General features: G+C 57.7%; 19 protein-coding genes and 3 pseudogenes. 17 read left to right on the forward strand and 5 right to left on the reverse strand.

The genetic code is table 11. The annotated features are described in order from the left end of the window. The first annotated feature begins 62 nt into the window (after positions 1 to 62). The 7 genes and pseudogenes from ML_RS02960 to ML_RS02995 all read left to right on the forward strand — a co-directional run bounded on the left by ML_RS02960 (position 63) and on the right by ML_RS02995 (position 7,517). Positions 63 to 882: pseudogene (locus ML_RS02960) on the forward strand (helix-turn-helix transcriptional regulator). Then, entirely contained in the window at positions 879 to 3,488 is a 2,610-nt protein-coding gene (gene sufB, locus ML_RS02970; protein ID WP_010907826.1) for an intein-containing Fe-S cluster assembly protein SufB, read from the forward strand. Before ML_RS02960 ends, sufB begins: the two are co-directional and overlap by 4 nt. After that, positions 3,485 to 4,663: a Fe-S cluster assembly protein SufD gene (gene sufD / locus ML_RS02975; protein WP_010907827.1), complete on the forward strand. Its 1,179-nt coding sequence runs from the start codon at positions 3,485 to 3,487 to the stop codon at positions 4,661 to 4,663. The genes sufB and sufD overlap by 4 nt, the downstream gene beginning before the upstream one ends. Beyond that, positions 4,660 to 5,442, forward strand: a complete 783-nt coding sequence (gene sufC / locus ML_RS02980) for a Fe-S cluster assembly ATPase SufC (RefSeq protein WP_010907828.1) — start codon at positions 4,660 to 4,662, stop codon at positions 5,440 to 5,442. Before sufD ends, sufC begins: the two co-directional genes overlap by 4 nt. Positions 5,443 to 5,444: 2 nt before the next feature. After that, positions 5,445 to 6,701: a cysteine desulfurase gene (locus tag ML_RS02985; protein ID WP_010907829.1), complete on the forward strand. Its 1,257-nt coding sequence runs from the start codon at positions 5,445 to 5,447 to the stop codon at positions 6,699 to 6,701. Beyond that, positions 6,698 to 7,195 (forward strand): Fe-S cluster assembly sulfur transfer protein SufU, encoded by a 498-nt coding sequence (gene sufU / locus ML_RS02990; protein ID WP_010907830.1) that lies wholly within the window; start codon positions 6,698 to 6,700, stop codon positions 7,193 to 7,195. Before ML_RS02985 ends, sufU begins: the two co-directional genes overlap by 4 nt. Then, a complete protein-coding gene (locus ML_RS02995; protein ID WP_010907831.1) occupies positions 7,170 to 7,517 on the forward strand; it encodes a metal-sulfur cluster assembly factor in 348 nt (115 codons plus the stop codon). Before sufU ends, ML_RS02995 begins: the two co-directional genes overlap by 26 nt. 188 nt (positions 7,518 to 7,705) lie before the next feature. On the opposite strand, the pseudogene ML_RS18580 reads toward ML_RS02995, so the two are convergent. Together ML_RS18580 and ML_RS18585 are read right to left on the reverse strand one after the other, a co-directional pair. Next, positions 7,706 to 7,813: pseudogene (locus ML_RS18580) on the reverse strand (hypothetical protein); the annotation flags it as partial. 435 nt (positions 7,814 to 8,248) lie between these two features. After that, positions 8,249 to 8,371 carry a hypothetical protein gene (locus tag ML_RS18585; protein WP_414085515.1) on the reverse strand — a complete coding sequence of 41 codons (123 nt, stop codon included), beginning with the start codon at positions 8,369 to 8,371 and terminating at the stop codon, positions 8,249 to 8,251. A 188-nt stretch (positions 8,372 to 8,559) separates the two neighbouring features. Here ML_RS18585 and ML_RS18590 point away from each other — a divergent pair, with 188 nt between their 5' ends. Continuing rightward, entirely contained in the window at positions 8,560 to 8,940 is a 381-nt protein-coding gene (locus tag ML_RS18590) for a P-loop NTPase family protein (RefSeq protein ID WP_111480979.1), read from the forward strand. Here the strand turns inward: ML_RS18590 and ML_RS18595 are convergent. Beyond that, positions 8,924 to 9,187 (reverse strand): hypothetical protein, encoded by a 264-nt coding sequence (locus ML_RS18595; RefSeq protein ID WP_111480980.1) that lies wholly within the window; start codon positions 9,185 to 9,187, stop codon positions 8,924 to 8,926. The genes ML_RS18590 and ML_RS18595 overlap by 17 nt on opposite strands. Before the next feature lie 3,573 nt (positions 9,188 to 12,760). Then, a pseudogene (locus ML_RS03010) lies at positions 12,761 to 13,861 on the reverse strand (acyl-CoA dehydrogenase family protein). Positions 13,862 to 15,164: 1,303 nt separating this feature from the next. Here ML_RS03010 and ML_RS03020 point away from each other — a divergent pair. The 6 genes from ML_RS03020 (at position 15,165) to holA (ending at position 18,308) form a co-directional block, all read left to right on the forward strand. Continuing rightward, a complete protein-coding gene (locus ML_RS03020; RefSeq protein WP_197492459.1) occupies positions 15,165 to 15,335 on the forward strand; it encodes a hypothetical protein in 171 nt (56 codons plus the stop codon). Positions 15,336 to 15,571: 236 nt separating this feature from the next. After that, positions 15,572 to 15,865 (forward strand): hypothetical protein, encoded by a 294-nt coding sequence (locus ML_RS18600; protein WP_156511799.1) that lies wholly within the window; start codon positions 15,572 to 15,574, stop codon positions 15,863 to 15,865. 12 nt (positions 15,866 to 15,877) lie between these two features. Further along, a complete protein-coding gene (locus ML_RS18605; protein ID WP_156517073.1) occupies positions 15,878 to 16,018 on the forward strand; it encodes a hypothetical protein in 141 nt (46 codons plus the stop codon). A gap of 561 nt (positions 16,019 to 16,579) precedes the next feature. Next, positions 16,580 to 16,813 carry a ComEC/Rec2 family competence protein gene (locus ML_RS17240; protein ID WP_049769670.1) on the forward strand — a complete coding sequence of 78 codons (234 nt, stop codon included), beginning with the start codon at positions 16,580 to 16,582 and terminating at the stop codon, positions 16,811 to 16,813. A 43-nt stretch (positions 16,814 to 16,856) separates the two neighbouring features. Then, positions 16,857 to 17,096, forward strand: a complete 240-nt coding sequence (locus ML_RS17245; protein WP_197492472.1) for a hypothetical protein — start codon at positions 16,857 to 16,859, stop codon at positions 17,094 to 17,096. Positions 17,097 to 17,138: 42 nt separating this feature from the next. Further along, a complete protein-coding gene (holA, locus tag ML_RS03040) occupies positions 17,139 to 18,308 on the forward strand; it encodes a DNA polymerase III subunit delta (protein ID WP_269147059.1) in 1,170 nt (389 codons plus the stop codon). 36 nt (positions 18,309 to 18,344) lie between these two features. On the opposite strand, the gene rpsT is transcribed toward holA, so the two are convergent. Continuing rightward, on the reverse strand, positions 18,345 to 18,605 hold the full coding sequence (rpsT, locus tag ML_RS03045) for a 30S ribosomal protein S20 (RefSeq protein WP_010907833.1): 261 nt from the start codon (positions 18,603 to 18,605) through the stop codon (positions 18,345 to 18,347). Positions 18,606 to 18,739: 134 nt separating this feature from the next. Between rpsT and ML_RS03050 the strand changes: the two genes are divergently transcribed. From ML_RS03050 to ML_RS03060, 3 genes are read left to right on the forward strand one after another with little or no spacing between them, the layout of a single operon-like run. Further along, positions 18,740 to 20,425, forward strand: a complete 1,686-nt coding sequence (locus ML_RS03050) for a circularly permuted type 2 ATP-grasp protein (RefSeq protein ID WP_010907834.1) — start codon at positions 18,740 to 18,742, stop codon at positions 20,423 to 20,425. Beyond that, entirely contained in the window at positions 20,425 to 21,402 is a 978-nt protein-coding gene (locus ML_RS03055) for an alpha-E domain-containing protein (RefSeq protein WP_010907835.1), read from the forward strand. The genes ML_RS03050 and ML_RS03055 overlap by 1 nt, the downstream gene beginning before the upstream one ends. Continuing rightward, positions 21,402 to 22,241 (forward strand): transglutaminase family protein, encoded by an 840-nt coding sequence (locus tag ML_RS03060; RefSeq protein ID WP_010907836.1) that lies wholly within the window; start codon positions 21,402 to 21,404, stop codon positions 22,239 to 22,241. Before ML_RS03055 ends, ML_RS03060 begins: the two co-directional genes overlap by 1 nt. Positions 22,242 to 22,382: the final 141 nt, after the last annotated feature.

The raw sequence follows: 22,382 nt of genomic DNA on the forward strand, positions 1-22,382 counted from the left end.
GGACGGGGTTATCAGGCTTAGCAGCATGCCAGCCGGCGCTGGGGCAAGGTTCAGGATGTGATGTGCTCAACGTTCACCGAGGGTACCCTTCCCTAGACCGATCGCCAGAATTGCGTCACACTGGTGTTGTGAAAATCCGGTCGGAGCTGGATGCTGCTACGACAGTCGCAGTGTCGGATGGTCACACTCGCCGCGCGGTGGTGCGCTTGTTGCTGGAGTCCGGGTCGATCACCGCCGGTGAAATCAGCGACCGTCTGGGTCTGTCGGCCGCAGGCGTGCGACGTCATCTCGATGTGCTCATCGAGATGGGCGACGCTGAGTCCGCGACTGCGGCGCCCTGGCAGCAGGTTGGCCGCGGCCGCCCCGCCAAGCACTATCGGCTGACCGCGGTGGGCCGGGCCAAGCTCGGTCATGCTTACGACACCTTGGCGTCGGCTGCTATGCGACAACTGCGGGAAATCGGCGGGGAGGACGCTGTTCGCACGTTCGCTCGACAACGTATCGACGCGATCTTGGCCGATGTTGAGCCAGCCGGTGGCGGAGCCGACGTTGAGGCAGCCGCCAACCGGGTTGCCAGTGCGCTGAGTGACGCCGGTTACGTCGCAACCACCGCGCGGGTGGGCGGACCGATCCACGGAGTGGAGATCTGCCAGCATCATTGTCCAGTGTCCCATGTCGCCGAGGAATTCCCCGAGTTGTGTGAAACCGAGCAGCAGGCCATTGCCGAGGTGCTCGGAACCCACGTGCAGCGGTTGGCGATGATCGTCAACGGAGATTGTGCCTGTACTACCCACGTGCCACTCATGTCGGTACCAAGCAAGACCTAGCAGTGCGGCACTCAGGCCGCGCCACACAACGAGCACCAAAGGAGCGCTCAGATGACACGCACGTCAGAGACTACGAAGTCGCCGGCTCCCGAGTTGTTGACCCAGCAGCAGGCAATCGACTCGCTGGGTAAATACGGTTACGGGTGGGCGGATTCCGACGTCGCGGGCGCCAGCGCGCGGCGCGGGCTCTCCGAAGATGTTGTTCGGGACATATCAGCGAAAAAGGATGAGCCGGAATGGATGCTGCAGGCCAGGCTAAAGGCGTTGCGTGTCTTTGAGCGTAAGCCCATGCCGCGCTGGGGTTCCAATCTCGATGGGATCGATTTCGACAACATCAAGTACTTCGTGCGCTCTACCGAGAAGCAGGCCGCCAGCTGGGATGAGCTGCCAGAAGACATCCGCAACACCTACGACCGGCTAGGAATCCCGGACGCGGAAAAGCAGCGTCTCGTTGCCGGCGTAGCGGCGCAATACGAGTCAGAGGTAGTTTACCACCAAATCAGAGCGGACTTGAAGGATCAAGGTGTCGTCTTCCTCGACACAGAAACGGGTTTGCGGGAATACCCTGACATCTTCAAGCAGTACTTAGGCACTGTGATCCCGGCGGGCGATAATAAGTTTTCCGCATTGAATACGGCAGTGTGGAGTGGCGGGTGTCTAACCGCCGATGCTCGTATTAATGTCAAGGGCAAGGGCTTGGTGAGTATTGCCGATGTCCAGCCCGGTGATGAAGTGTTTGGTGTAAATATTGGATGCGAACTCGAGCGTGGCAAAGTGTTGGCTAAGGTGGCAAGCGGCACCAAGCCCGTATACGAGATGCACGTTGCAGGTCGGGCCCTCGAAGCAACCGGAAACCATCAATTCTTAGTGGCAAGGAGAGTCGAGGAGGGTAAGCGCACACGGTGGACGGCCGTTTGGGCACCACTCGAGGAGATTGAGTCGGGTGAGCCGATCGCGGTCGCTCGCGTGTTGCCCGACGATAGCGGAACCATTTTCTTCTCCGAGTCGGAACTGGACATCAAGAACCGAACCCGGCAGTGTCTCTATTTTCCATGCCAGAACAGCGTTGATCTGCTTTGGCTCTTGGGATTGTGGCTAGGTGATGGTCATACCGCTGCACCGCATAAGCACATGCGGCAAGTCGCGTTCTCGGTCCCTGCAGGTGATCCAGTGCATCACACTGCCATCCGGGTGGTGAGTGAACAGTTCGGTGCCAACGTCACAGTGGTGAATTGTGGATTCATCGTGAGTTCCAAGGCTTTCGAGACATGGCTTGCAGAACTTGGATTTTCCGGAGACGAGAAAACCAAGCGGCTGCCTGCCTGGATTTATAGCTTGCCGCATGAGCACCAGCTCGCGCTTATTGGCGGACTGGTCGATGCTGATGGTTGGACCGAGAGCAGTGGTGCCACCATGTCGATCGCGTTTGCCAGCCGGGAGCTGCTCGAAGACGTCAGGCAACTTGCTATCGGTTGCGGGCTATACCCCGACGGGGCGCTCGTTGAGCGAACACGGAGTGCAACCTGCAGGGACGGTCGCATCGTCACGAGCACGAGTTGGCGGTTGCGGATTCAGGGCAGTCTCGACCGAGTAGGTACTCGTACACCTGGCAAGCGAGGGAAACCGGTGAGCAACAAGGGGAGAAGACAGCGGTATGTTGCTGCCGCTGGGCTTAATTTCTCGTCATTGTCCACCGATACCGTCGGCTTCGCACGTTTGAAGAGTAAGACGCTGGTGGGCGAGAAGCCCACCTACGACATCCAGGTTGTGGGTTTGGAGAATTTCGTTGCAAACGGGATCGTGGCGCACAACAGCTTCATTTATGTCCCGCCGGGTGTGCACGTTGATATCCCGCTGCAAGCCTATTTCCGGATCAATACCGAGAACATGGGTCAGTTCGAGCGGACGTTGATCATCGCCGATACGGGCTCGTACGTGCATTACGTTGAGGGTTGTACCGCACCAATCTACAAGTCGGACTCGCTGCACTCCGCGGTGGTCGAAATCATCGTGAAACCGCATGCTCGCGTTCGCTATACGACCATCCAGAACTGGTCGAACAACGTCTACAACTTAGTCACCAAGCGCGCCCGTGTTGAAACGGGTGCCACCATGGAGTGGATCGACGGCAACATCGGGTCTAAGGTCACCATGAAGTACCCGGCGGTTTGGATGACCGGTGAACACGCCAAAGGTGAGGTGTTGTCAGTGGCGTTCGCTGGTGAAGGCCAGCACCAGGATACCGGGGCCAAGATGCTGCACCTGGCGTCGAACACGTCGAGTAATATTGTGTCCAAGTCGGTGGCCCGAGGTGGGGGCCGCACCTCCTACCGTGGTCTGGTGCAGGTTAATAAAGGTGCACACGGGTCGCGCTCCAGCGTAAAATGCGATGCGCTGCTGGTTGATACGATCAGCCGCAGTGACACGTATCCGTACGTCGATATCCGCGAAGACGACGTCACGATGGGCCATGAGGCCACCGTCTCGAAGGTCAGCGAGAACCAGTTGTTCTACTTGATGAGCCGTGGGTTGGCCGAGGATGAGGCAATGGCGATGGTGGTGCGCGGCTTCGTCGAGCCGATAGCCAAGGAGCTACCGATGGAGTACGCGCTGGAACTCAACCGATTGATCGAATTGCAGATGGAGGGTGCGGTCGGATGACCGCTGTTGAAGGATCTTCACTTACAGCATTGAATAAGGGGAGGTTGTTCGCGTCGTTTGATGTCGACGCTTTCGAAGTGCCCGGTGGCCGTGACGAGATTTGGCGGTTTACGCCGCTGCGGAGGTTGCGCGGCCTACACGACGGCTCGGCCGTGGCCAATGGCAAGGTGCATATTAGAGTCAGCCAGCAGTCTGGTGTGCAGACCGAGATCGTGGGCCGTGGCGACGGACGGCTGGGGCAGGGCGGCATCCCCACTGATCGTGTTGCAGCCCAGGCATTTTCGTCGTTCCAGTCCGCGACGGTGGTCACTGTCGGGCGGGATATGCAGATCGCTACCCCGATCAACATCGCCGTAACCGGGCCCGACAAAGGCGCAGTGGTGTACGGTCATCTACAGATCAGGGTCTGCAAATTTGGCGAAGCTGTCGTGGTCATTGACCACCGGGGGAGTGGAACTTACGCCGACAACGTCGAGTTCATTGTCGAGGCCGCCGCACGGCTCACCGTGGTGTGGATTGCTGACTGGGCCGACGATATGGTTCATCTCAGCGCACATCATGCCCTGCTGGGCAAAGATGCGGTGCTGCGGCATATCACTGTCACACTGGGTGGCGAGGTCGTCCGGGTGTCGGCCAATGTACGGTTCTCCGGGCCCGGTGGCGATGCCGAGCTGCTGGGTTTGTACTTCGCCGACGACGGGCAGCACCTCGAGTCCCGGCTGCTGGTCGATCACGCTCATCCCGACTGCAAATCGAATGTGCTGTACAAAGGTGCACTGCAAGGAGATCCGGTCTCGTCACGGCCAGATGCTCATACCGTTTGGGTCGGGGACGTGTTGATTCACCCCGAGGCGACTGGCACCGACACCTTCGAGGTGAACCGTAATCTGGTGCTCACCAACGGTGTGCGTGCCGACTCGGTGCCCAACTTGGAGATTGAGACTGATGAAATTGTTGGTGCCGGACATGCCAGCGCTACCGGACGTTTTGACGATGAACAGCTGTTTTATCTGCGTTCCCGTGGCATTGGTGAAGAGCAAGCCCGCCGGCTGCTGGTCCGCGGCTTTTTCGGCGAAATTATCTCCAAGATCGCGGTGCCCCAGGTGCGGGAGCGGCTGATCGCAGCTATCGAACACGAACTGACCATCACGGAATCGAGATCAACAGCCTCATGACGACTTTGATAGTCAAAGACTTGTACGTAAGCGTTGAGCATCCCAACGCCGCTGAATCCGAGTGCCAGATCCCCATCCTCAATGGCGTCGACCTGACCGTGAAATCTGGGGAAACGCATGCGTTGATGGGCCCCAACGGATCCGGCAAGTCCACGTTGTCTTATGCTATCATGGGCCATCCCAAGTACCGGGTTATCTCGGGTGCCATCACACTAGACGGCGCGGACGTGCTAACGATGAGCGTTGACGAGCGCGCGCGAGCCGGGTTGTTTCTAGCCATGCAGTATCCCGTTGAGGTTCCTGGAGTATCGGTGTCGAACTTTCTGCGCTCGGCCGCGACCGTCATTCGCGGCGAACCGCCTAAACTACGGCACTGGGTCAAAGAGGTGAAAGCCGCGATGGGTGCGCTGGAGATCGATCCGGTTTTCGCCGAACGCAGTGTCAACGAGGGCTTCTCCGGTGGCGAAAAGAAGCGCCATGAGATCCTGCAACTGGAACTGCTCAAGCCTAAAATCGCCATCTTAGACGAGACCGATTCCGGGTTGGATGTCGACGCGTTGCGTGTGGTTAGCGATGGGGTGAACCGCTACGCTGATTCGGAGCACGGCGGCATTTTGTTGATCACCCACTATACGCGCATCCTGCGCTACATTCGTCCGGAATTCGTACACGTGTTTGTCGGCGGCCGGATCGTCGAATCTGGTGGCTCGGAGCTGGCCGACGAACTTGAGCAGAACGGCTACGTACGTTTCTCCCAACCGGCGGCAACCGGAGTCTAAGTATGACTATCTCGCTGACCCCATTGGATCTCTCGGCGATTCGTGCGGATTTTCCGATCCTAAAGCGCGTCATGCGGGGTGGAAACCAGTTAGCATATCTGGATTCTGGGGCGACGTCGCAGCGCCCGGTTCAGGTACTCGACGCTGAGCGGGAGTTTCTTGTTACGTCCAACGGTGCGGTGCATCGTGGTGCGCACCAATTGATGGAAGAGGCCACTGACGCCTACGAGCGGGGGCGCGTCGACATAGCGGCATTTATCGGTGCTGCCGCCGACGAATTGGTCTTCACTAAGAACGCTACCGAGTCGCTCAATTTAGTGTCATATGTCTTCGGCGACAATCGGTTCGAGGGTACGTCCGGTGACGGTGGTGATGTTATTGTCACTACCGAGCTCGAGCACCACGCTAACCTGATTCCATGGCAGGAGCTAGCCCGGCGTATTGGTGCGACGTTACGCTGGTACGGAGTCACCGACGACGGGCAAATCGACTTGGACTCGCTACAGCTCGACGAGCGCGTCAAGGTCGTCGCTTTCAGCCATCACTCCAATGTGACTGGTGCGGTGGCTCCTGTGCGTGAGCTGGTAGCGAGAGCCAAGGAGGTGGGTGCACTAACAGTTCTGGACGCCTGTCAGTCGGTGCCGCACCAGCCGGTCGATTTGCATGGTTTGGGTGTTGACTTCGCAGCGTTCTCCGGACATAAAATGTTGGGCCCCAACGGGATAGGTGTTCTATATGCGCGGCGTGAGCTGTTATCGGTGATGCCTCCATTTCTTACCGGCGGTTCGATGATCGAGACGGTTACTATGGAAAGTACGACGTATGCTCCGGCGCCGCAGCGGTTTGAAGCCGGTACCCCGATGACTTCCCAGGTGGTTGGATTAGCCGCAGCCGCACGCTATCTCGACGCCATCGGGATGAAAGCCGTCGAAGCCCACGAACGCGAGTTGGTAGCAGCGGCGGTTGAGGGTCTGTCCAGAATCGATGGTGTACGCATAATCGGGCCGAAGTCGATGGAGAACCGCGGCTCGCCAGTGTCGTTCGTCGTCGACGGCGTGCACGCGCACGATATCGGTCAGGTGTTAGACGACGACGGCGTCGCCGTGCGGGTCGGGCACCACTGTGCGTTGCCGCTGCATCGCCGGTTTGCTTTAGCGGCCACTGCGCGGGCGTCGTTTGCCGTGTACAACACCGTCGATGAAGTCGACCGCTTGGTGGCAGGTGTGTTACGAGCTTTGGATTTCTTTGGGAGAGAATGATATTGCGTCTAGAACAGATCTATCAGGAAGTGATCCTCGATCACTATAAACACCCCCAGCATCGCGGGCTACGTGAGCCGTTCTGTGCTCAAGTGTACCACGTCAACCCGATCTGCGGTGACGAGATCACCTTGCGCGTGGCATTATCCGACAACGGTGCTAGTGTCGCAGATATTTCGTATGAAGGACAAGGTTGTTCGATCAGCCAGGCGTCGATCTCGGTGCTTGCTCAGCAGGTGATCGGTCAGAGTGTTCCTGACGCACTGAACATCATCTCCGCGTTCACCGAGATGGTGTCCTCGCGCGGAACGATTGAGGGTGACGAGGACGTCCTGGGTGATGGGGTAGCGTTCGCCGGAGTAGCCAAGTACCCGGCCCGTGTCAAATGCGCGTTACTTGGCTGGATGGCTTGCAAAGATGCTTTGATACATGCTAATTCGGCAGATAAAGTCCTCGAGGAGGTCATGGATGAGCAAAATCACCGCGTCGGGTGACGAGTTGCTTGCCGACGTTGAAGAGGCTATGCGTGACGTCGTCGACCCAGAATTGGGGATCAACGTCGTCGATCTCGGACTGGTCTATGGCTTGGGTCTTGAAGAGGGCAAAGAAGGAATGATCGCCTTGGTTGACATGACGTTGACGTCGGCAGCCTGTCCACTGAACGACGTTATCGAAGAGCAGTCACGCAGCGCGTTGGTCGGCAGTGGTCTGGTCAGCGACCTGCGGATCAATTGGGTTTGGAACCCGCCGTGGGGCCCGGACAAAATCAGCGATGACGGGCGTGAACAACTGCGCGCTCTCGGCTTTACCGTCTGAAAACTAAAGGTATCAACCTTCTTCCTTCCCTGCGGGTTCCCGGTGACTTCAGGATCGGCGAGTGCCACTACAAGTGGGGTGTATATAAGTTGTGCGTGATCGGTCAGAACGTTTTCGTCGGAGACGAGCATGATCTCATCATCGATGGATTCGATGATGCCGCGCAGTGCGGTCAATCTCGGCAACATGTCCTTGGCGAGGAACGTTGCGGCCGTGATTTTGCATTGATAGAACGCTGAATCAGTTTTTGTGTCTTTGCGTGTCGCGATGTTGGCTAGTGTGGTGCGTGCAATTATAGACTTGTACCAGTAATCGTCATTCGATCAACAGATCGTCGGCGGCCGGCAGGTAACGCACTGATTCGAGCCCCACCTCGTGAATATAGGTGAGGTGTTGCGCGGTGGACATGAGGTATTCTGGTCAGCGCACCCGTCATCGCCGTGATGTCGTCGAGCGCAGTCACAAGCAGCTTGGCATCGGTTTTCATTGATTTATTGCAGTTTTCGATGGTGTGACTGGTCCGAGCTGTTATGTGTTGTAATGCTTGACCGTGGTCACGGTGGTGTACCCCGTTGGGATCTGCGCACAAAACTTGTTGTACTATCATAGACACCCTGGTGTGCTGTGGCATAAAGATTAAGGCCCGTATGTCCTCGACGTAGGCCTTCTTGGGCATAAGACTGCGGCACACATCAGGGTGGTGCATGATCGTGACCTGTGGTGTGGTCTTATTAGGTCATTTGGGTCAAATCTGCGCCTTGGACTTGTTTCTGCGCGTAGACAAGCGGGTTCAGGTAGCCGGTGGACAGCATGCCGGTCGACTTAACGCCGATCGTCATGCGAGTGTACTTCAATGATTGGCGACTATCTGTGCGATCCCGTTGTGCACGCCACCGGTCAGATAGCCAACGGCGGGTACGTCAGTGGCGCCGAAAGCAGCTCGTACGTGGGGGAGGACTTAAGCCATATCGCACGATAACAAAAACGCCGTTGTAGGGACCGAATTCGAAGGCTTCGGGATCTAAAAGGTTTTTGGGGATATATGAACAAGCTTACCCCTTTAGTACCCGGACTAACGTCCTCGAGCCAGGCAGGCACTAAATGGAAGATGTTCGGCGGTACTGGCGCCGTCTCCTCCAGAGACGAATCGCTTGACCTCCTCGATGTGCCAGGTGTCGTCGGGTTATTCGACGGCCTTGGCCTAGGCCGGGCTCGTCAGGCCATTAGCGCTAGACACCCCCGTCGCTGCTTGTTTGTTGCCTTCGATGTAGAGCGCCTTGGCCATCACCGGGACCAAATTGAAGAGTACGCTGAGGGATTAGCGCAGAAGATCATTGCGTTGGCAACCCAGGTCAACGGCGGCTGTGTGGCCCTGCCACCGATCTCCTCGGTCAGACCCAGGAGGCCTACTCAGCTTCTTTGATGGCTTGGACCGACTTGACCAATTCGGCGAGCATGCTGATGGTGTGGATCGCGGGGTCGAACACCGGTGGGTTGCGTTCTGCGTAGCCAAAAGACTCAGCAACCAGTTCTTCCGCCAAGCGAGCGGCTTCGGTCAATATTGTTCGCACTGTGTCAACGTCGATATCGTCGTAACGTCTAGTGCCGAGGACGGCTGCTAGATAAAGGACCTCGAAACAGGTTGAACGCGAGATCACGGACTTTAGCAAAGTAGTGGCTCAATGCAGTTCCCTCCAGTACCGATAGTCACTCCTTGGTGTGTGTCCGACTTGGAAAAGTATGCAACCGTAACCTGGCCATGACCGCGGTCACACACTCATAGCGACCAAGGTCGATAGCGTCTCTTTTTACGCTGGTGTCGACAGTTTGGGTGCCGTGATTACCAAAGGTATGTCCTGCCCCGCTCGTCTCAGCATCTTGAACTGTTCTGGAGCTGTCGGAGATTATTGGTTCATGTCACTTCGGTCGGGGTGGCTGTCTGCTGGTAGCGCTGTTCGTATGCGACTGGTGGTCGGTATTGGATTGATATTGATGAGGTGGAGTCTCGATCGTGTTGTACTAGTGCACCCAGGAGGTGGTTTCCCGTTCCAGTTCGACGCGACCGGTGAAGGTCGCATGTTGGTCGATTAATTCAGATTTGTACCGTCCCTATAGCAGAATCCATAAACACGTTGTCCAAAGCGTCGCCGACACTGCTGATGGATCCGGCGATACCGGCCTCGTGCAGCGCCTCGGTGAACGCGATCGACGTATATTGATCCCGCGTCCAAGTGATGAATCAAATCGGTTATAGAGAATGGAGCTATGTGCAATAGGGGGTGAGTAGCGTCTGCTCAAGCACCGATGTGACCAAGCACCCGCGGTCTTGCTGGTCATCACCTGCCAGCCCAGGATGGGGTGGGAGAACACGTCCACACAAAACGTGGTATGGCACACCCTTTGCAGCGTCCACACATATGTGCAATCCCTTACCTGCCACTGATCCGGGTAATGACAGCATTGAGCAGGAACGATCGAGCCGGTCGGGATGCTGCGGCGGCGAAGACTTGTCGTACTCAGTCGTACGAATGCTGCACTTATTGCAGCCTACATCGTCAATACCGGCGATACACATCAGCCGTGTCGCCCTGTCTGGACCTCAACTGTGACCTGCGTGTGTAGTGGCGGGCTAAAGCCTGTGCACACAGTAAGATCGGTAGGTTAGCCATCCACAGATCAAACAGGATCTTGCCGTCGTACGTGTCGGTAAGATCGGCTGCCCGCACAAAACCCTGCTGCTTGACGGTGTAGTAGGTAGACGGGGGGACCTGCACGTCAGCCTGCTCAAACATGTACATGACAGATTGGATCGACCCGCATTCTTCGCGGTGGACATTGATGTACTCTGCAAAGAATTGCGCGCGAAAGGATCACCGCAGTCGGCGATCGACTTCCGCCGCGGTGAAAAACGCGTTCGCTATTCGCAGAATCTCGTTGACAAGCTTCAATTCTTGCACTTCACGCTCACGCTCGGCCTAATCGCGCCTCTGGCTACCACCGGAGCCCACCTGACTTCTCCCGCTATCCTCGTTGCCGCTCCCACAACTCCCGCGAGTACTTCCACTGTGATGCCATCCATACTTACCCTCTCCCTGTACAAAAAGCCTCCAGCGAAACCAAGAAACAATTCAACATAGTTCCCTGCGTCCTTACATGTAGAACGCCTTGTAAAGTGTTTTATAGGACACCTGCATCTTTCGGGCCGGTCGGGATAGGTTTTGGGCCAACACCCCCACAATTTGTTCGGGACTGTACTTCTTGGCCAGCACACATGTCTATCTCCGTACGCAGCTGCCCACAACGCTCACCTTGCCGGCCTTTAAAGCCACTGGCCCACTGCTCACTGCATAGCTAAGCAATACAAGCTCAGTAACCCGATTGAGCGTCTTAGCCAGCATAGTTGGTGTCGAATCAGTGCAACCCCCAAAGCAACCCGCAAACACGCGGGCCCCACCCTTGCTGGTGATCTCACGCACGATCCCCGCCCCCACCCAACCCAAACGAACGGTTAACGATCGATCACATCAACTCACAACACTGCAACACACCGCCACCCTTTACTCCACCCCCACAACAGAACATGCACACAAAGTACAATTCAACAATCTTGCAGATCCGTCTTTTCCGCGTAGGCCAACCACTCCAACGTCACAGACTTAGACTGGAGCCCGGTTCAAGTACTAGCGGGGATATAGGTTAAATCTAGATGGGGGCGGACGCTAACGTGCTGGTGTCTTCATCACCAGTATCGGACTAACTGGGACCTGACGGTTGGATAGTTGCGAGCGTATCCGCCGTCACTGGTCCAACCAGCTCAACTGCTCCAGCTGCATTTTGGCGATCGGGATTGGTGCACGCTTGCGGTTATGGTGGCAACTCTCATCACGGTACTGAGCGTACCGCCGTTTGGAGTCATATTGGCGATCGATTCGCTTGTCGTGCGATTGGGGCCGACACCGTGGCCGAGGTAGAGGTCAACGCTGCAGCCAGTTCTTTGGTGAGTGTCGGGCGGTGCTGGTCGGGCCGGCGTTGGTGGGTCTGACGCTAAAACTGGTGGGCATATACTGGACTTTGTCCTGTCGGCGGTCGCCTGCGCCTTGGGGCTGGTGCGGCGCTGCTGATTGTGGTTCCACTCGTTTATGACGGATCCTGGGCCGAGTAACGGACCAGCGTCGCGGACTCGTGGCTGATCGGCGCGAGCCGACCTGAACACGGTCGGAGGCGGGGTCCATGCGACCCTCGCAACTTCTCGGCCACTGCTGTCACCCCACTGTTAGTCGTCAACATTACAGTGCTTGGTGTTTGGTACGTTGCGAGCGCTTCGGTGGCCCATGGGTTGAGGCTCGGGCAGAGGGTGTCACGATAGTCATGACACTCTTCGGTGCCGGTGGGCCTGGTAAGGTGGGCTTGCGCTGCTATCCATTGTCGAGTTACGCCGTTTGGCACGTGTCCTTGGCCGGGCCACTTAATAATTAGATTTGGTGGTTACGCTGATGGCGATCGGGGAGGTTGTTGTGCCCGCGGCTGGCTTGGCGTTGGCTGCCTGTGTGGGGTTAGTCGGCGCTGTAGCGTATGTTCCACCGGCACCGACGTTAGTGCAGTGTTGCCGTCGCTGCTGAAGCGATGGTGCCCGCCACGGCCAACCTGCGAAGCCTCGCCGGGGAGACCCGGTGATCGGTTCTACATGATCGCTGCGGGCGTGGCCGACGACACCGTTAATGGCCGCTGATTGGCCACGTTGGGGCTTGATGTTTAGGTTCGACGAGATCGTCTTGCTGCATGACGTGCCGTGCTCGGCAACCGTGACAGCGCGGGGACCTTGATCTGATCGCTGTGGATCGCGAGTCGTTCCAGCGGGGACGGCATGTCGGGTAATAGACTCGCGCAACGTTTTGTCATATCTGGGTGATGGTCGTGATATGAAGGCTTAGTTGGTGAAACGGTGTGTAGTCGATGGCCTGGTTAATGGTCTAACGTTGTTTGCTGAGTCAATTTCAGTGACGTTGACAGATTTCAATGTGTGAGCGGTGATGCCGACCTACACTGGTTTTCCTAGTTGTTTTTCGATCGTGTGCCCTGTTGCGAGAAGCCTGACATGGGCTGAAGAATTTGGCGGGGAGGTCGATAACGGTCCTTACACCACGTCGGTACTCGCGGGTGCTACCCGGCATGGGCTCCGCTGACTGTTCGCCTTAGCCCCCAAGGATCTTATGAAAGAAACTGTTTCAGAGCCTGGCCAAGTCCTACTGCGCAATGTGGTCAATAAGAACTATAGAGATGATCCTGCGAGGAACCCAATGTGTGCTCAATCGTGGTAAGCCAGGCTGCGTAGTAGACAACAGGATATTTTCGTGGTCATACGGATGTCTCCGCAACTGGATCGCCTTCTGTGCGATATGCTAGCTCTACCAGACGATCTACAGCTTCGTACGTGATGCGATGACTGGGTCGCGGGTGCTGTCGGCGATCGACATCGCAGCGTAGAGGTTCATGCTGTGGGCCAATGCCAGCGAAATGTACATGTCCGAAGTACGCTGGAGGCGTGTCTGGAACTTATTGAATTTTATGCCGAATTGCTTGCGAGTCTTAAGGGAATAGGTGGTCAGACAAAGCAACTTCCTCCATCGCACCGATAGTTTCGGCGCATAGCGACGACTGGATACGGATTATGGCGTCGTGTATGGCAGGAGAGGAGTCTTGCACCTGAGCGGTGTTGGCCGAGAGGCTAGGTTGAGGTGGATTCTAGTTGGATCTGATCGCCGCGCTGACTGTCGAACGTTTGCTAGGAATGTCTACTTACGGTACTAACGCTGATTAGGAACAACCCGGTGCTGCTGTCTGGCAACGCGGCGCTGGCCACCAGCTTGTCGGTGCAGTCATGGGTCAAGATCGGGTTCTTCACCGCTCAATTTCTATGAATAACATTGCTGTACAACATGAATAGCGGCATTATCGGTAGACTTTCGGTAATCGGTCTCAAGGTGAGTGAACGCAAGTAGTTTTTGGCTCGCCGCGACCTCGTTCAGCAGTTGCCGCTGTGGGTCATTGCCAAGTTCGGCGATCAGTGCTCCAGGTGCTAGTGTGCGGTATGCACCAACGGTTCGGGCGCCAACCACAGCCCGATGTCAGTGAGCATAACCATGATTTCGATCTGGCCTTCCTAAGATTGGTAGAAGCCCTAGCCGGGGTATACCGACCTCGGGCGAGCTGATTCCGGACATCACGGCTCCAACTAAGCTCGGTATCGATAACTTTGTTGCAGCTCTAAGATCATAGTTGCACGAAAGTAGATCACGGGTGGTCTTGATGAGCAGAAGCTGTTCGTTGTTCAATTGAAAGTCCATGGATTCTTTGCAATCCGAGAATGTTTGACGCGATGACATTGCGCTGTACTTCGTTGCTGTCGCCGTAGATCGATGTCTTCCAGTAGTTGAGTATAGCGCGAGGCGTTGGACTGCTCTCCCAGTCGAGGGAGGCGATATTTTGGCCGCAGTCGGTCTACAATGCATAGGGTCCGGCCACCTAGACCAGGAGTTCGGTCGTCACTTGTTGCACTTGGCTGTCGCGCAGCTCGAGTACCGATGACGCCGGGTTAGGCTTGCCGTCCGCAGAGGTCTGAGACCACCTGTGCTTTAGGGATTTCCAGAGCCGGAACAGTATTTTCCTACTTAGCTACTCGCGCCGTGAACAACGGATCTCCCAACAAATCGGTCTGTTTGGCGTGCTTTTCATCTCGGCGAAGTGCACTTTGATCCTGCTAACAGCGGCTATGTCGATGCGCTTATTACTGAGCAGGAATTTTGCGTAAACCTAGCCTTGGTTCTATTGTCCAACAAGCTAATCCGGTACTCGAACGTCGGAGAAAACACCTTGTTGACTTCGTGGCCCTCATCGATCGTCTTGACCGGCCGGAAAGATCATGCTTGGTGTGGCTATGTTTATGAGTAAAAAATGAGATGTTAGAATAACATTTGAGTACTTGCGAGTCGGTACGCATCGTGCAGAAGATCTAGTCCGCGTACTAGGCTGAGTGTTGTCCACGTCTTTTGTCCATTGACGACGTAGCTGCTGCCGTCGCCCACCACGGTTGTGCGCAGTGAGGCAAGGTTGGAGTCGACTTCAGGCTCCGGCACTCCTGGTATCACCAGATATCGATGCTGACGGTCAGCGGCAGAAAGCGCTGTTTGAGTTTCTGGGATCCGAATTCGGCGATCACCGGGCCAACCATCTTGGTGTTGAAGTTCCGTGGTGCTGGGCACATGCCAACTGCATCTCGTCAGGTCCAGATCTGGTGCTGGGTGGGTGTTCAGTTCTTGCTGCCCCACTTAACCGACCAATTCGGTACTGTGAACTCGTGATCGTTGAGAATCTTCTGGCTGGTGACGATCTGGTTGTGGCTCGTCGCGGAGCCCTGGCGCATCAGCGCGTGGATCCCGTCAGGGATCTGCGTAGGTGTAGAAATGTGATGAGCTGGCCACGCAAAGTGGCTTGATTAGTGGTCAATGCCAGTTTCATGGCAACCTCACGGTGTCTTGAAACATTTCCGATCGAAGACAGTAGTGCGTTCGGCACTTAGTCGTTCACCCCGAACTTCATCTTGACTCATTTCGTGCTCAATCTGTACATATAGCCTTGGTTAATCTACAGGTGCGAGCCGCGGCAGTGTTGGTCGCGATCAGTATTGTCGCCACCCCGCTTACTGTCGGCTCATGCGAACAGAATTTCCCCACTCAGCAACTGCATTGGTGGTTGGTGGCTGTTTCGCATACCGATTTGCTCGCTAACGCTGATGCGATCGAAGACGCTGACACTCCCTAATTCCTTGCTTCCCCGCCGGGTTCCCGACGCATCCAATGGCACGGGCTGGATAGCCAGGGCCACAGTCCGCGCCGATTCCAGACGTGCTGGCGCCATCGCATTAGCGGTGGTGGTGCCCTCGCGGTGTTGATCACTGTGTTCACCTCGATGCTGGACCGGCTTGCATCGGTGATGTCAGCGAAGCTCCCCGGTAGAAAAGGTTGTGTCGGTAACCCCTAGAGCGTTCACACGTACGGGTGCCGGACAGCCAGCTGGTCCTGATCGGCCGGTGGTGGTTCAGCGTGGTTGGTCTGGTGCATACCTCTGGGCTAGTCATGCTGGTGCCTGACGTGTGGATCGTCGATGCGGGGCAGAGTCTGTGGGCGGTGCGGACACCATCGGGTTGCACATGGCTCGTTCGCTGGGCGACGGAGGGCAGATCGTTGTTGGGTTGGTCTCTCTTCGGGCAGCCGAGAGTGCTAAGCAGCTTGATGATCTCGGGCTCAGCCACGCCACTGGAATCAGGGCTGTCATCGGGATCGGTCATGTAGAAGGCGAATGAGATGCTTGACCACAATACCGCGACCGTGCAGCAGCTGGACGCTCGGTTCGGGGTAGGACTGGTCTCCGTCGTAGTGATTGTGGCCTGGCGGCAGGCCAACGGCAAGTTCATTTGCGTTTGTTTACCAGCTCGTCGGTGTTGATGGCGTCGGTTCGGCGCGGCTAGAGGAGGGCCTATGTGCTCTGGTCCGTGTTTGACGCCTGTGTGCCACCTCGGCCCCGTGGAATCCGCGGTGGCTCCGGTTGATGTGCTCCTGGTTCCGACAGCTTTCACCAGGTGGGTCGTGACTGCTGTTGGTATGCTATGGCTGATCTACTAAACTTAACCGCGTGGCTTCGGCTAATCAGCACCGGCCTGGTGGCGATCGGTATGGTTGGTGTGGAGTGTGGGCTAACGACCGCATTGCGTGCAAACACGGTGAGTCAGCACCCGATTATCGCAGTTTTCGGAACACGCTTCGGTGATGGTCATCCCCAAGGAAAGTGCGGTGTCGGTGGGCCCAGGTGGTCAGCACCGGCTCATGTTTCGCGCGACCCTATAGGCTTCGCGCCGAAGAGATGTCGGGCCAGGTAAGTGGCTTTCGCGCCGGACATCGGACTTTCGGCTCGCAAACCGCCCTCGAAACCAACACAGTGATGGTTGGCCAGCCGGTGTGGTTCGCTGCGAGTAGCACCCGCCTGGCCAGCTATGATCTGATCTGACGGTGGCGGTCCTTAACGCTACAGGCATTACGCACTTGACGGCGGTATCCGGGGACAACGTGACGGTCGTGTGCGCGGCGGTGCTGTTCTCGGTCCGGCTGATTGGCCCGCGCGTGGCCGTGGTGTTCGTGGCAGTGGCACTGTTGGCCTTTGTGATCATCGAACAGCCCACAGCCAGCGTGCTGCGTGCGGCGCCATCGTGTTGTCACGGCATACTGTCTTCGCTTTGGCGATAAACGATTCCCACGCTGTTCGCCACTGCGTTGGTCTTGTTAGCCGTTGTTCCTTCACCTGGCCGTTGACGTGAACTTCGGGCTGTCCGTGCTGGCCAAGGCCCTACTGGTAGTCATCGCGCAAGTCTGGTTACGGCACTTGGTCGCGCGGAGGTGCCCCGAGTCGCTAACCGATGCCCTGGCCGTCGTGTGGGCCACGTACGTGGTTACCGCTCCACTGGTGCTGGCGTCTTGGCCCGGTTCAGCCTTGTTACCGCTGCCGCCAATCTCGCGGTGGTGGCTGTGATAATAGCACCGATTACCGTGGTGGCTGTGTTATGCGGCCTGTGTGCCTGCGGCAATCGTTCCCGGTCCGGCTAGTGCCCTCGGCGTGCTGCTGCTGGTGTTGGTCCTGTGGCGGTGCTTTCGGGTGGCGATGATTTCAGCACTGATGGTCGCCGTTGCGTGCTTGCCTGATTGGTTGTCAGGGTTCCTGACCGGCGGGCTTATCGCGGGCTCGTCGGCTCGTCGTGCCACCATCTACGGAGTGAGTAATAAGTTTTCGTCGCTGCACTTGGTCCTAGGAAATGAGGAACTGCTGGTTGAGCGGGCCGTGGGGGAGGTGTTGCGGTCGGCGCGGCAGCGGGCAGGCACCCAGGACGTCCCCGTTAGCCGAATGCGAGCCGGTGACGTCGGCACCTATGAGCTCACCGAACTGCTGAGCCCGTCATTGTTCGCCGACGAGCGGATTGTCGTGCTAGAGGCCGCCGCTGAAGCGGGTAAGGAGGCCGCTGCGCTGATCGTGTCGGCTGCCGCTGACATACCGCAAGGCACGGTGCTGGTGGTGGTGCATTCAGGTGGTGGTCGAGCCAAAGCGCTGGCTAACGAGCTGCAGTCGTTGGGTGCTACGGTGCATCCCTGCGCGCGGATCACTAAGCTTAGCGAGCGTACTGATTTTGTTCGAAAAGAATTGCGTTCGTTGCGGGTCAAGGTCGACGAGGGGGCAGTGACCGCCCTGCTGAACGCTGTTGGTTCTGACGTGCGCGAACTCGCTTCGGCCTGTTCGCAATTGGTAGCCGACACCGCCGGTGATGTCGACGCCGACGCGGTTCAGCGTTATCACAGCGGCAAAGCGGAAGTGAAGGGCTTTGACATTGCCGACAAGGCGGTCGGTGGCGATGTCTCAGGAGCAGTGGAGGCGTTGCGGTGGGCGATGATGCGCGGCGAGCCACTGGTGGTGTTGGCTGATGCGCTGGCCGAAGCAGTGCACACGATCGGCCGGGTTGGGCCGCTGTCCGGTGATTCCTACCGCCTGGCGTCGCGGTTGGGAATGCCGCCCTGGCGGGTGCAGAAGGCACAACAACAGGCTCGGCGTTGGTCGCGTGACACAGTGGCAGCCGCGATGAGAGTGGTGGCTGCGCTCAACGCCGACGTGAAAGGGGCCGCCGCGGACGCCTACTACGCTCTGGAATCCGCGGTCAGGAAAGTTGCTGAGCTGGCCGCCGATGGGAGCCGATGAGTTGCAGATAATCGTCAGCTGCGGCCTTAGCTTGGCTCAGAGTTTGTTGAGAGTACGAGCCAGTGCCGACTTCTTGTTAGCCGCCTGGTTCTTGTGGATCACACCTTTGCTGGCCGCCTTGTCCAATTTGCGGCTGGTCGACACCAGCAGCTTCGCTGCCTTCTCCTTCTCGCCGGCATGGACCGCCTCGCGGAACGCGCGGACAGCGGTACGAAGCGAAGACTTCACCGACTTGTTGCGCAATCTGGCGCGCTCGTTGGTGCGGTTGCGCTTCTGCTGCGACTTGATGTTGGTCACGCGTTAAATTCCTTTGTCGATTTAGGCGCGAGTGCTCTTCTACTCTACGGCGACAAACTTTTAGAGTACCAGTCGGCTACGCTTTCTCACAAAAGCACAACTTTGTGCTGCTGGAACGGACAATTTGAGGCAGCATGTCTCAGGTGAGTCTTCCCAGCCAGCTCAAGGAGACTGGACCACGGTTGCAGTCTCGTTGCCGGTCCTCCGCCCGGTCTGAGCGCATTTTCGGTGGGTACAACACCTCGGACATCTATTCAATGGCCTTTGACGAAATGTTCGATGTTCAAGGCAATGTTCGTGGTCCGTACAAGGGCATCTACGCTGAGCTGGCGCCGTCGGATGCGTCCGAGCTGAAAGCTCGCGCCGAAGCGTTGGCTCGCGCATTCATAGATCAGGGTATCACGTTTTCGCTGTCGGGTCAGGAGCGGCCCTTTCCGCTGGACTTGGTGCCGCGTGTGATCTCGGCATCCGAGTGGAGCCGATTGGAGCGGGGTATCACCCAGCGCGTCAAGGCTCTTGAGATGTACCTAGACGACATCTATGGCGATCAGGAAATCCTGCGCGACGGCGTCATCCCGCGCCGCTTGATTACCTCGTGTGAGCACTTTCACCGCCAGGCGGTTGGTATTATCCCACCCAACGGCGTGCGCATCCACGTCGCGGGCATCGACTTGATTCGCGATGACAGCGGCAATTTCCGGGTGCTCGAGGACAATCTTCGCTCGCCGTCCGGGGTGTCGTATGTGATGGAGAACCGGCGCACCATAGCGCGGGTTTTCCCGAATCTTTTTGCCACCCATCGGGTGCGAGCGGTCGACGACTACGCCTCGCATTTGCTGAGGGCGCTGCGTAACTCGGCAGCCACCAATGAGGCAGACCCGACGGTGGTGGTGTTGACTCCGGGGGTGGCCAACGCGGCTTACTTCGAGCACTCGTTACTAGCCCGCCAGATGGGTGTCGAGTTGGTCGAAGGACGTGATCTGTTCTGTCGCGACAACCAAGTATACATGTGTACCACCGAGGGGGAGCGCCAGGTCGATGTCATTTATCGGCGTATCGATGACGCTTTTCTAGACCCGTTGCAATTCCGTGCTGATTCTGTACTGGGGGTGGCCGGATTGGTGAACGCTGCGCGCGCGGGCAACGTCGTCATCTCGAGTGCGATAGGAAACGGTGTTGGCGACGACAAACTCGTGTACACCTACGTGCCTACCATGATGGAGTACTACTTACGGGAAAAGCCGTTGCTGGCGAATGTCGATACTTTGCGCTGCTGGCTGGATGACGAACGCCAAGAAGTGCTTGACCGGATCCACGACCTAGTTCTCAAGCCGGTTGAAGGTTCCGGCGGTTACGGAATCGTTTTTGGTCCCGATGCCTCCGAGAAAGAGCTCGCTGCTGCCAGTAAAAAGATTCGCGACGATCCCCGAAGTTGGATCGCGCAACCAGTGATGGAACTCTCGACTGTGCCGACCCAGGTTGGTAGTACGCTGGCGCCGCGTTATGTCGACCTGCGGCCGTTCGCAGTCAACGACGGCAACGACGTGTGGGTGCTGCCGGGTGGACTTACTCGTGTTGCGCTGGTCGAAGGTTCGCGGGTGGTCAACTCCAGTCAGGGCGGTGGCTCCAAGGACACCTGGGTGCTGGCGCCGCATGCGTCGTATGGCGCACGTGAGCTGGGCGCCGCTGAAATCGTGTGTTCATTGCCGCAGTCGTCGCCCGACCCAGTGCCCGACGGATCGCCGCGACCAAAACAACAGCCGCAGCAAGCGCAAGCCGAGCAAGCGCAGCAACCGCAACAGCAGATAATGTTGCCCTGATGCTTGCCCGTAACGCCGAGGCGCTCTATTGGATCGGTCGCTACGTCGAACGTGCCGACGACACCGCGCGCATTCTCGACGTCGTTGTGCACCAATTGTTGGAAGATTCCAGCGTTGATCCCGACCACGCCTCGAGGACGTTGCTGCGGGTGCTCGGCATCGAGCTCCCGGACCACGAGTTGGACGTCTGGTCGCTGACCGATCTGGTGGCGTTCAGTACCAATGCTCAGGGCGGCTCTTCGATCGTCGATGCGATCTCGGCGGCGCGGGAAAACGCAAAATCGGCACGGGAAGTGACATCCAGTGAAACCTGGGAATGTCTCAACACCACATACCATGCTCTCGCCGAACGCGAACGCGCCGCTAAACGCCTTGGTCCACACGAATTTTTGTCTTTCATCGAGGGTCGGGCGGCGATGTTCGCCGGCCTGGCTGACTCGACGCTTTCGCGTGACGACGGATACCGCTTCATGCTGCTGGGCCGCGCTATAGAGCGGGTCGACATGACGGTGCGACTGTTGTTGTCCCGGGTGGGAGATAGCGCGTCGTCACCGGCATGGGTGACGCTGCTACGCTCGGCTGGTGGGCATGACACCTATCTGCGCACCTACCGCGGTGTGTTGGATGCAGCCCGGGTGGTCGAATTCATGCTGCTCGACCGGCTGTTTCCACGTTCGATTTTTTACTCGCTGAAGTTGGCCGAACACAACCTTGACGAGTTGTTGCGCAATCCGCAGAGCCGAGTTGGTGCCACAACGGAAGCGCAGCGGTTACTCGGGCAGGCCCGCAGCGAACTGGAATTCGTGCAACCCGGTGTGCTGCTGAAGACACTGGACAGCCGCTTGGCTAGCCTGCAGACCACTTGCAGGGATGTTGGAGACGCATTGGTGTTGCAGTATTTTCACGTCGCGCCGTGGGTAGCGTGGTCGGATGCCGGCCACCGGGGACGAATGGTTGGCAAGCGGGGAGAAGCCTGATGTGGCGGATGCGGGTGGTGCACAGCACCGGATACGTGTACGAATCGCCGGCGACCGCCTCCTTCAACGAAGCCCGGCTGACGCCGCGATCTAATACACGGCAAACCGTCATCCTCAATCGTGTCGAAACCATTCCGGCCACTCGGTCCTATCGCTACATCGATTATTGGGGTACCGTGGTGACAGCGTTTGACTTGCGCGCGCCGCACACCGAGCTGACAGTGACGTCTTCGTCGGTTGTCGAGACTGAAAGCCTTGAACCATCGGTGAGCCGGATCACCTGGACTGAACTGCAGTCGATGGCCGTAATAGACCGATTTGACGAAGTTTTGCAGCCCACCGCATACACCCCGGTAAACACTCGTGTAGCGGCCGTCGGCAAGCGGATCGCCAAGAATCACGAACCTCGGAAAGCCGTCGTCGCCGCAGCCCGGTGGGCGCGAAGTAAGCTGGACTACATTCCAGGCACTACCGGTGTGCATTCGTCCGGTTTGGACGCACTGCACCAGTGTAGGGGAGTCTGTCAGGACTTCGCGCATCTGACGTTGATTGTGTTGCGCAGCATGGGAATTCCCGGTCGCTATGTGTCAGGGTATCTGCACCCCAAACGCGACGCGGTCGTCGGAAAGACGGTTGAAGGACGCAGTCACGCCTGGATTCAGGCCTGGACGGGTGGGTGGTGGAATTACGATCCCACCAATGACGTTGAAATCACCGAACAATACATCAGCGTAGGTGTGGGGCGCGATTACACAGACGTGGCCCCGTTGAAGGGAATCTACTCTGGTCGGGGGGCAACCGACCTTGACGTGGTTGTGGAGATCACTCGGTTGGCTTAGTCGCATGAATGATTGGTCGGCGCAAAGAATCAACAGTGCTGGTATAACCAAGGCGCTGCGGAGTCGACTTATGCCCGGTCGGGGACTGGCCTGCATGGGGTGGCTGTTCGGTGGACTTGCTCTCGGCGTCGCGCTGGGCTG

Source organism: Mycobacterium leprae TN (assembly GCF_000195855.1).
In the GTDB taxonomy this organism is placed as follows: Bacteria; Actinomycetota; Actinomycetes; order Mycobacteriales; family Mycobacteriaceae; genus Mycobacterium; species Mycobacterium leprae.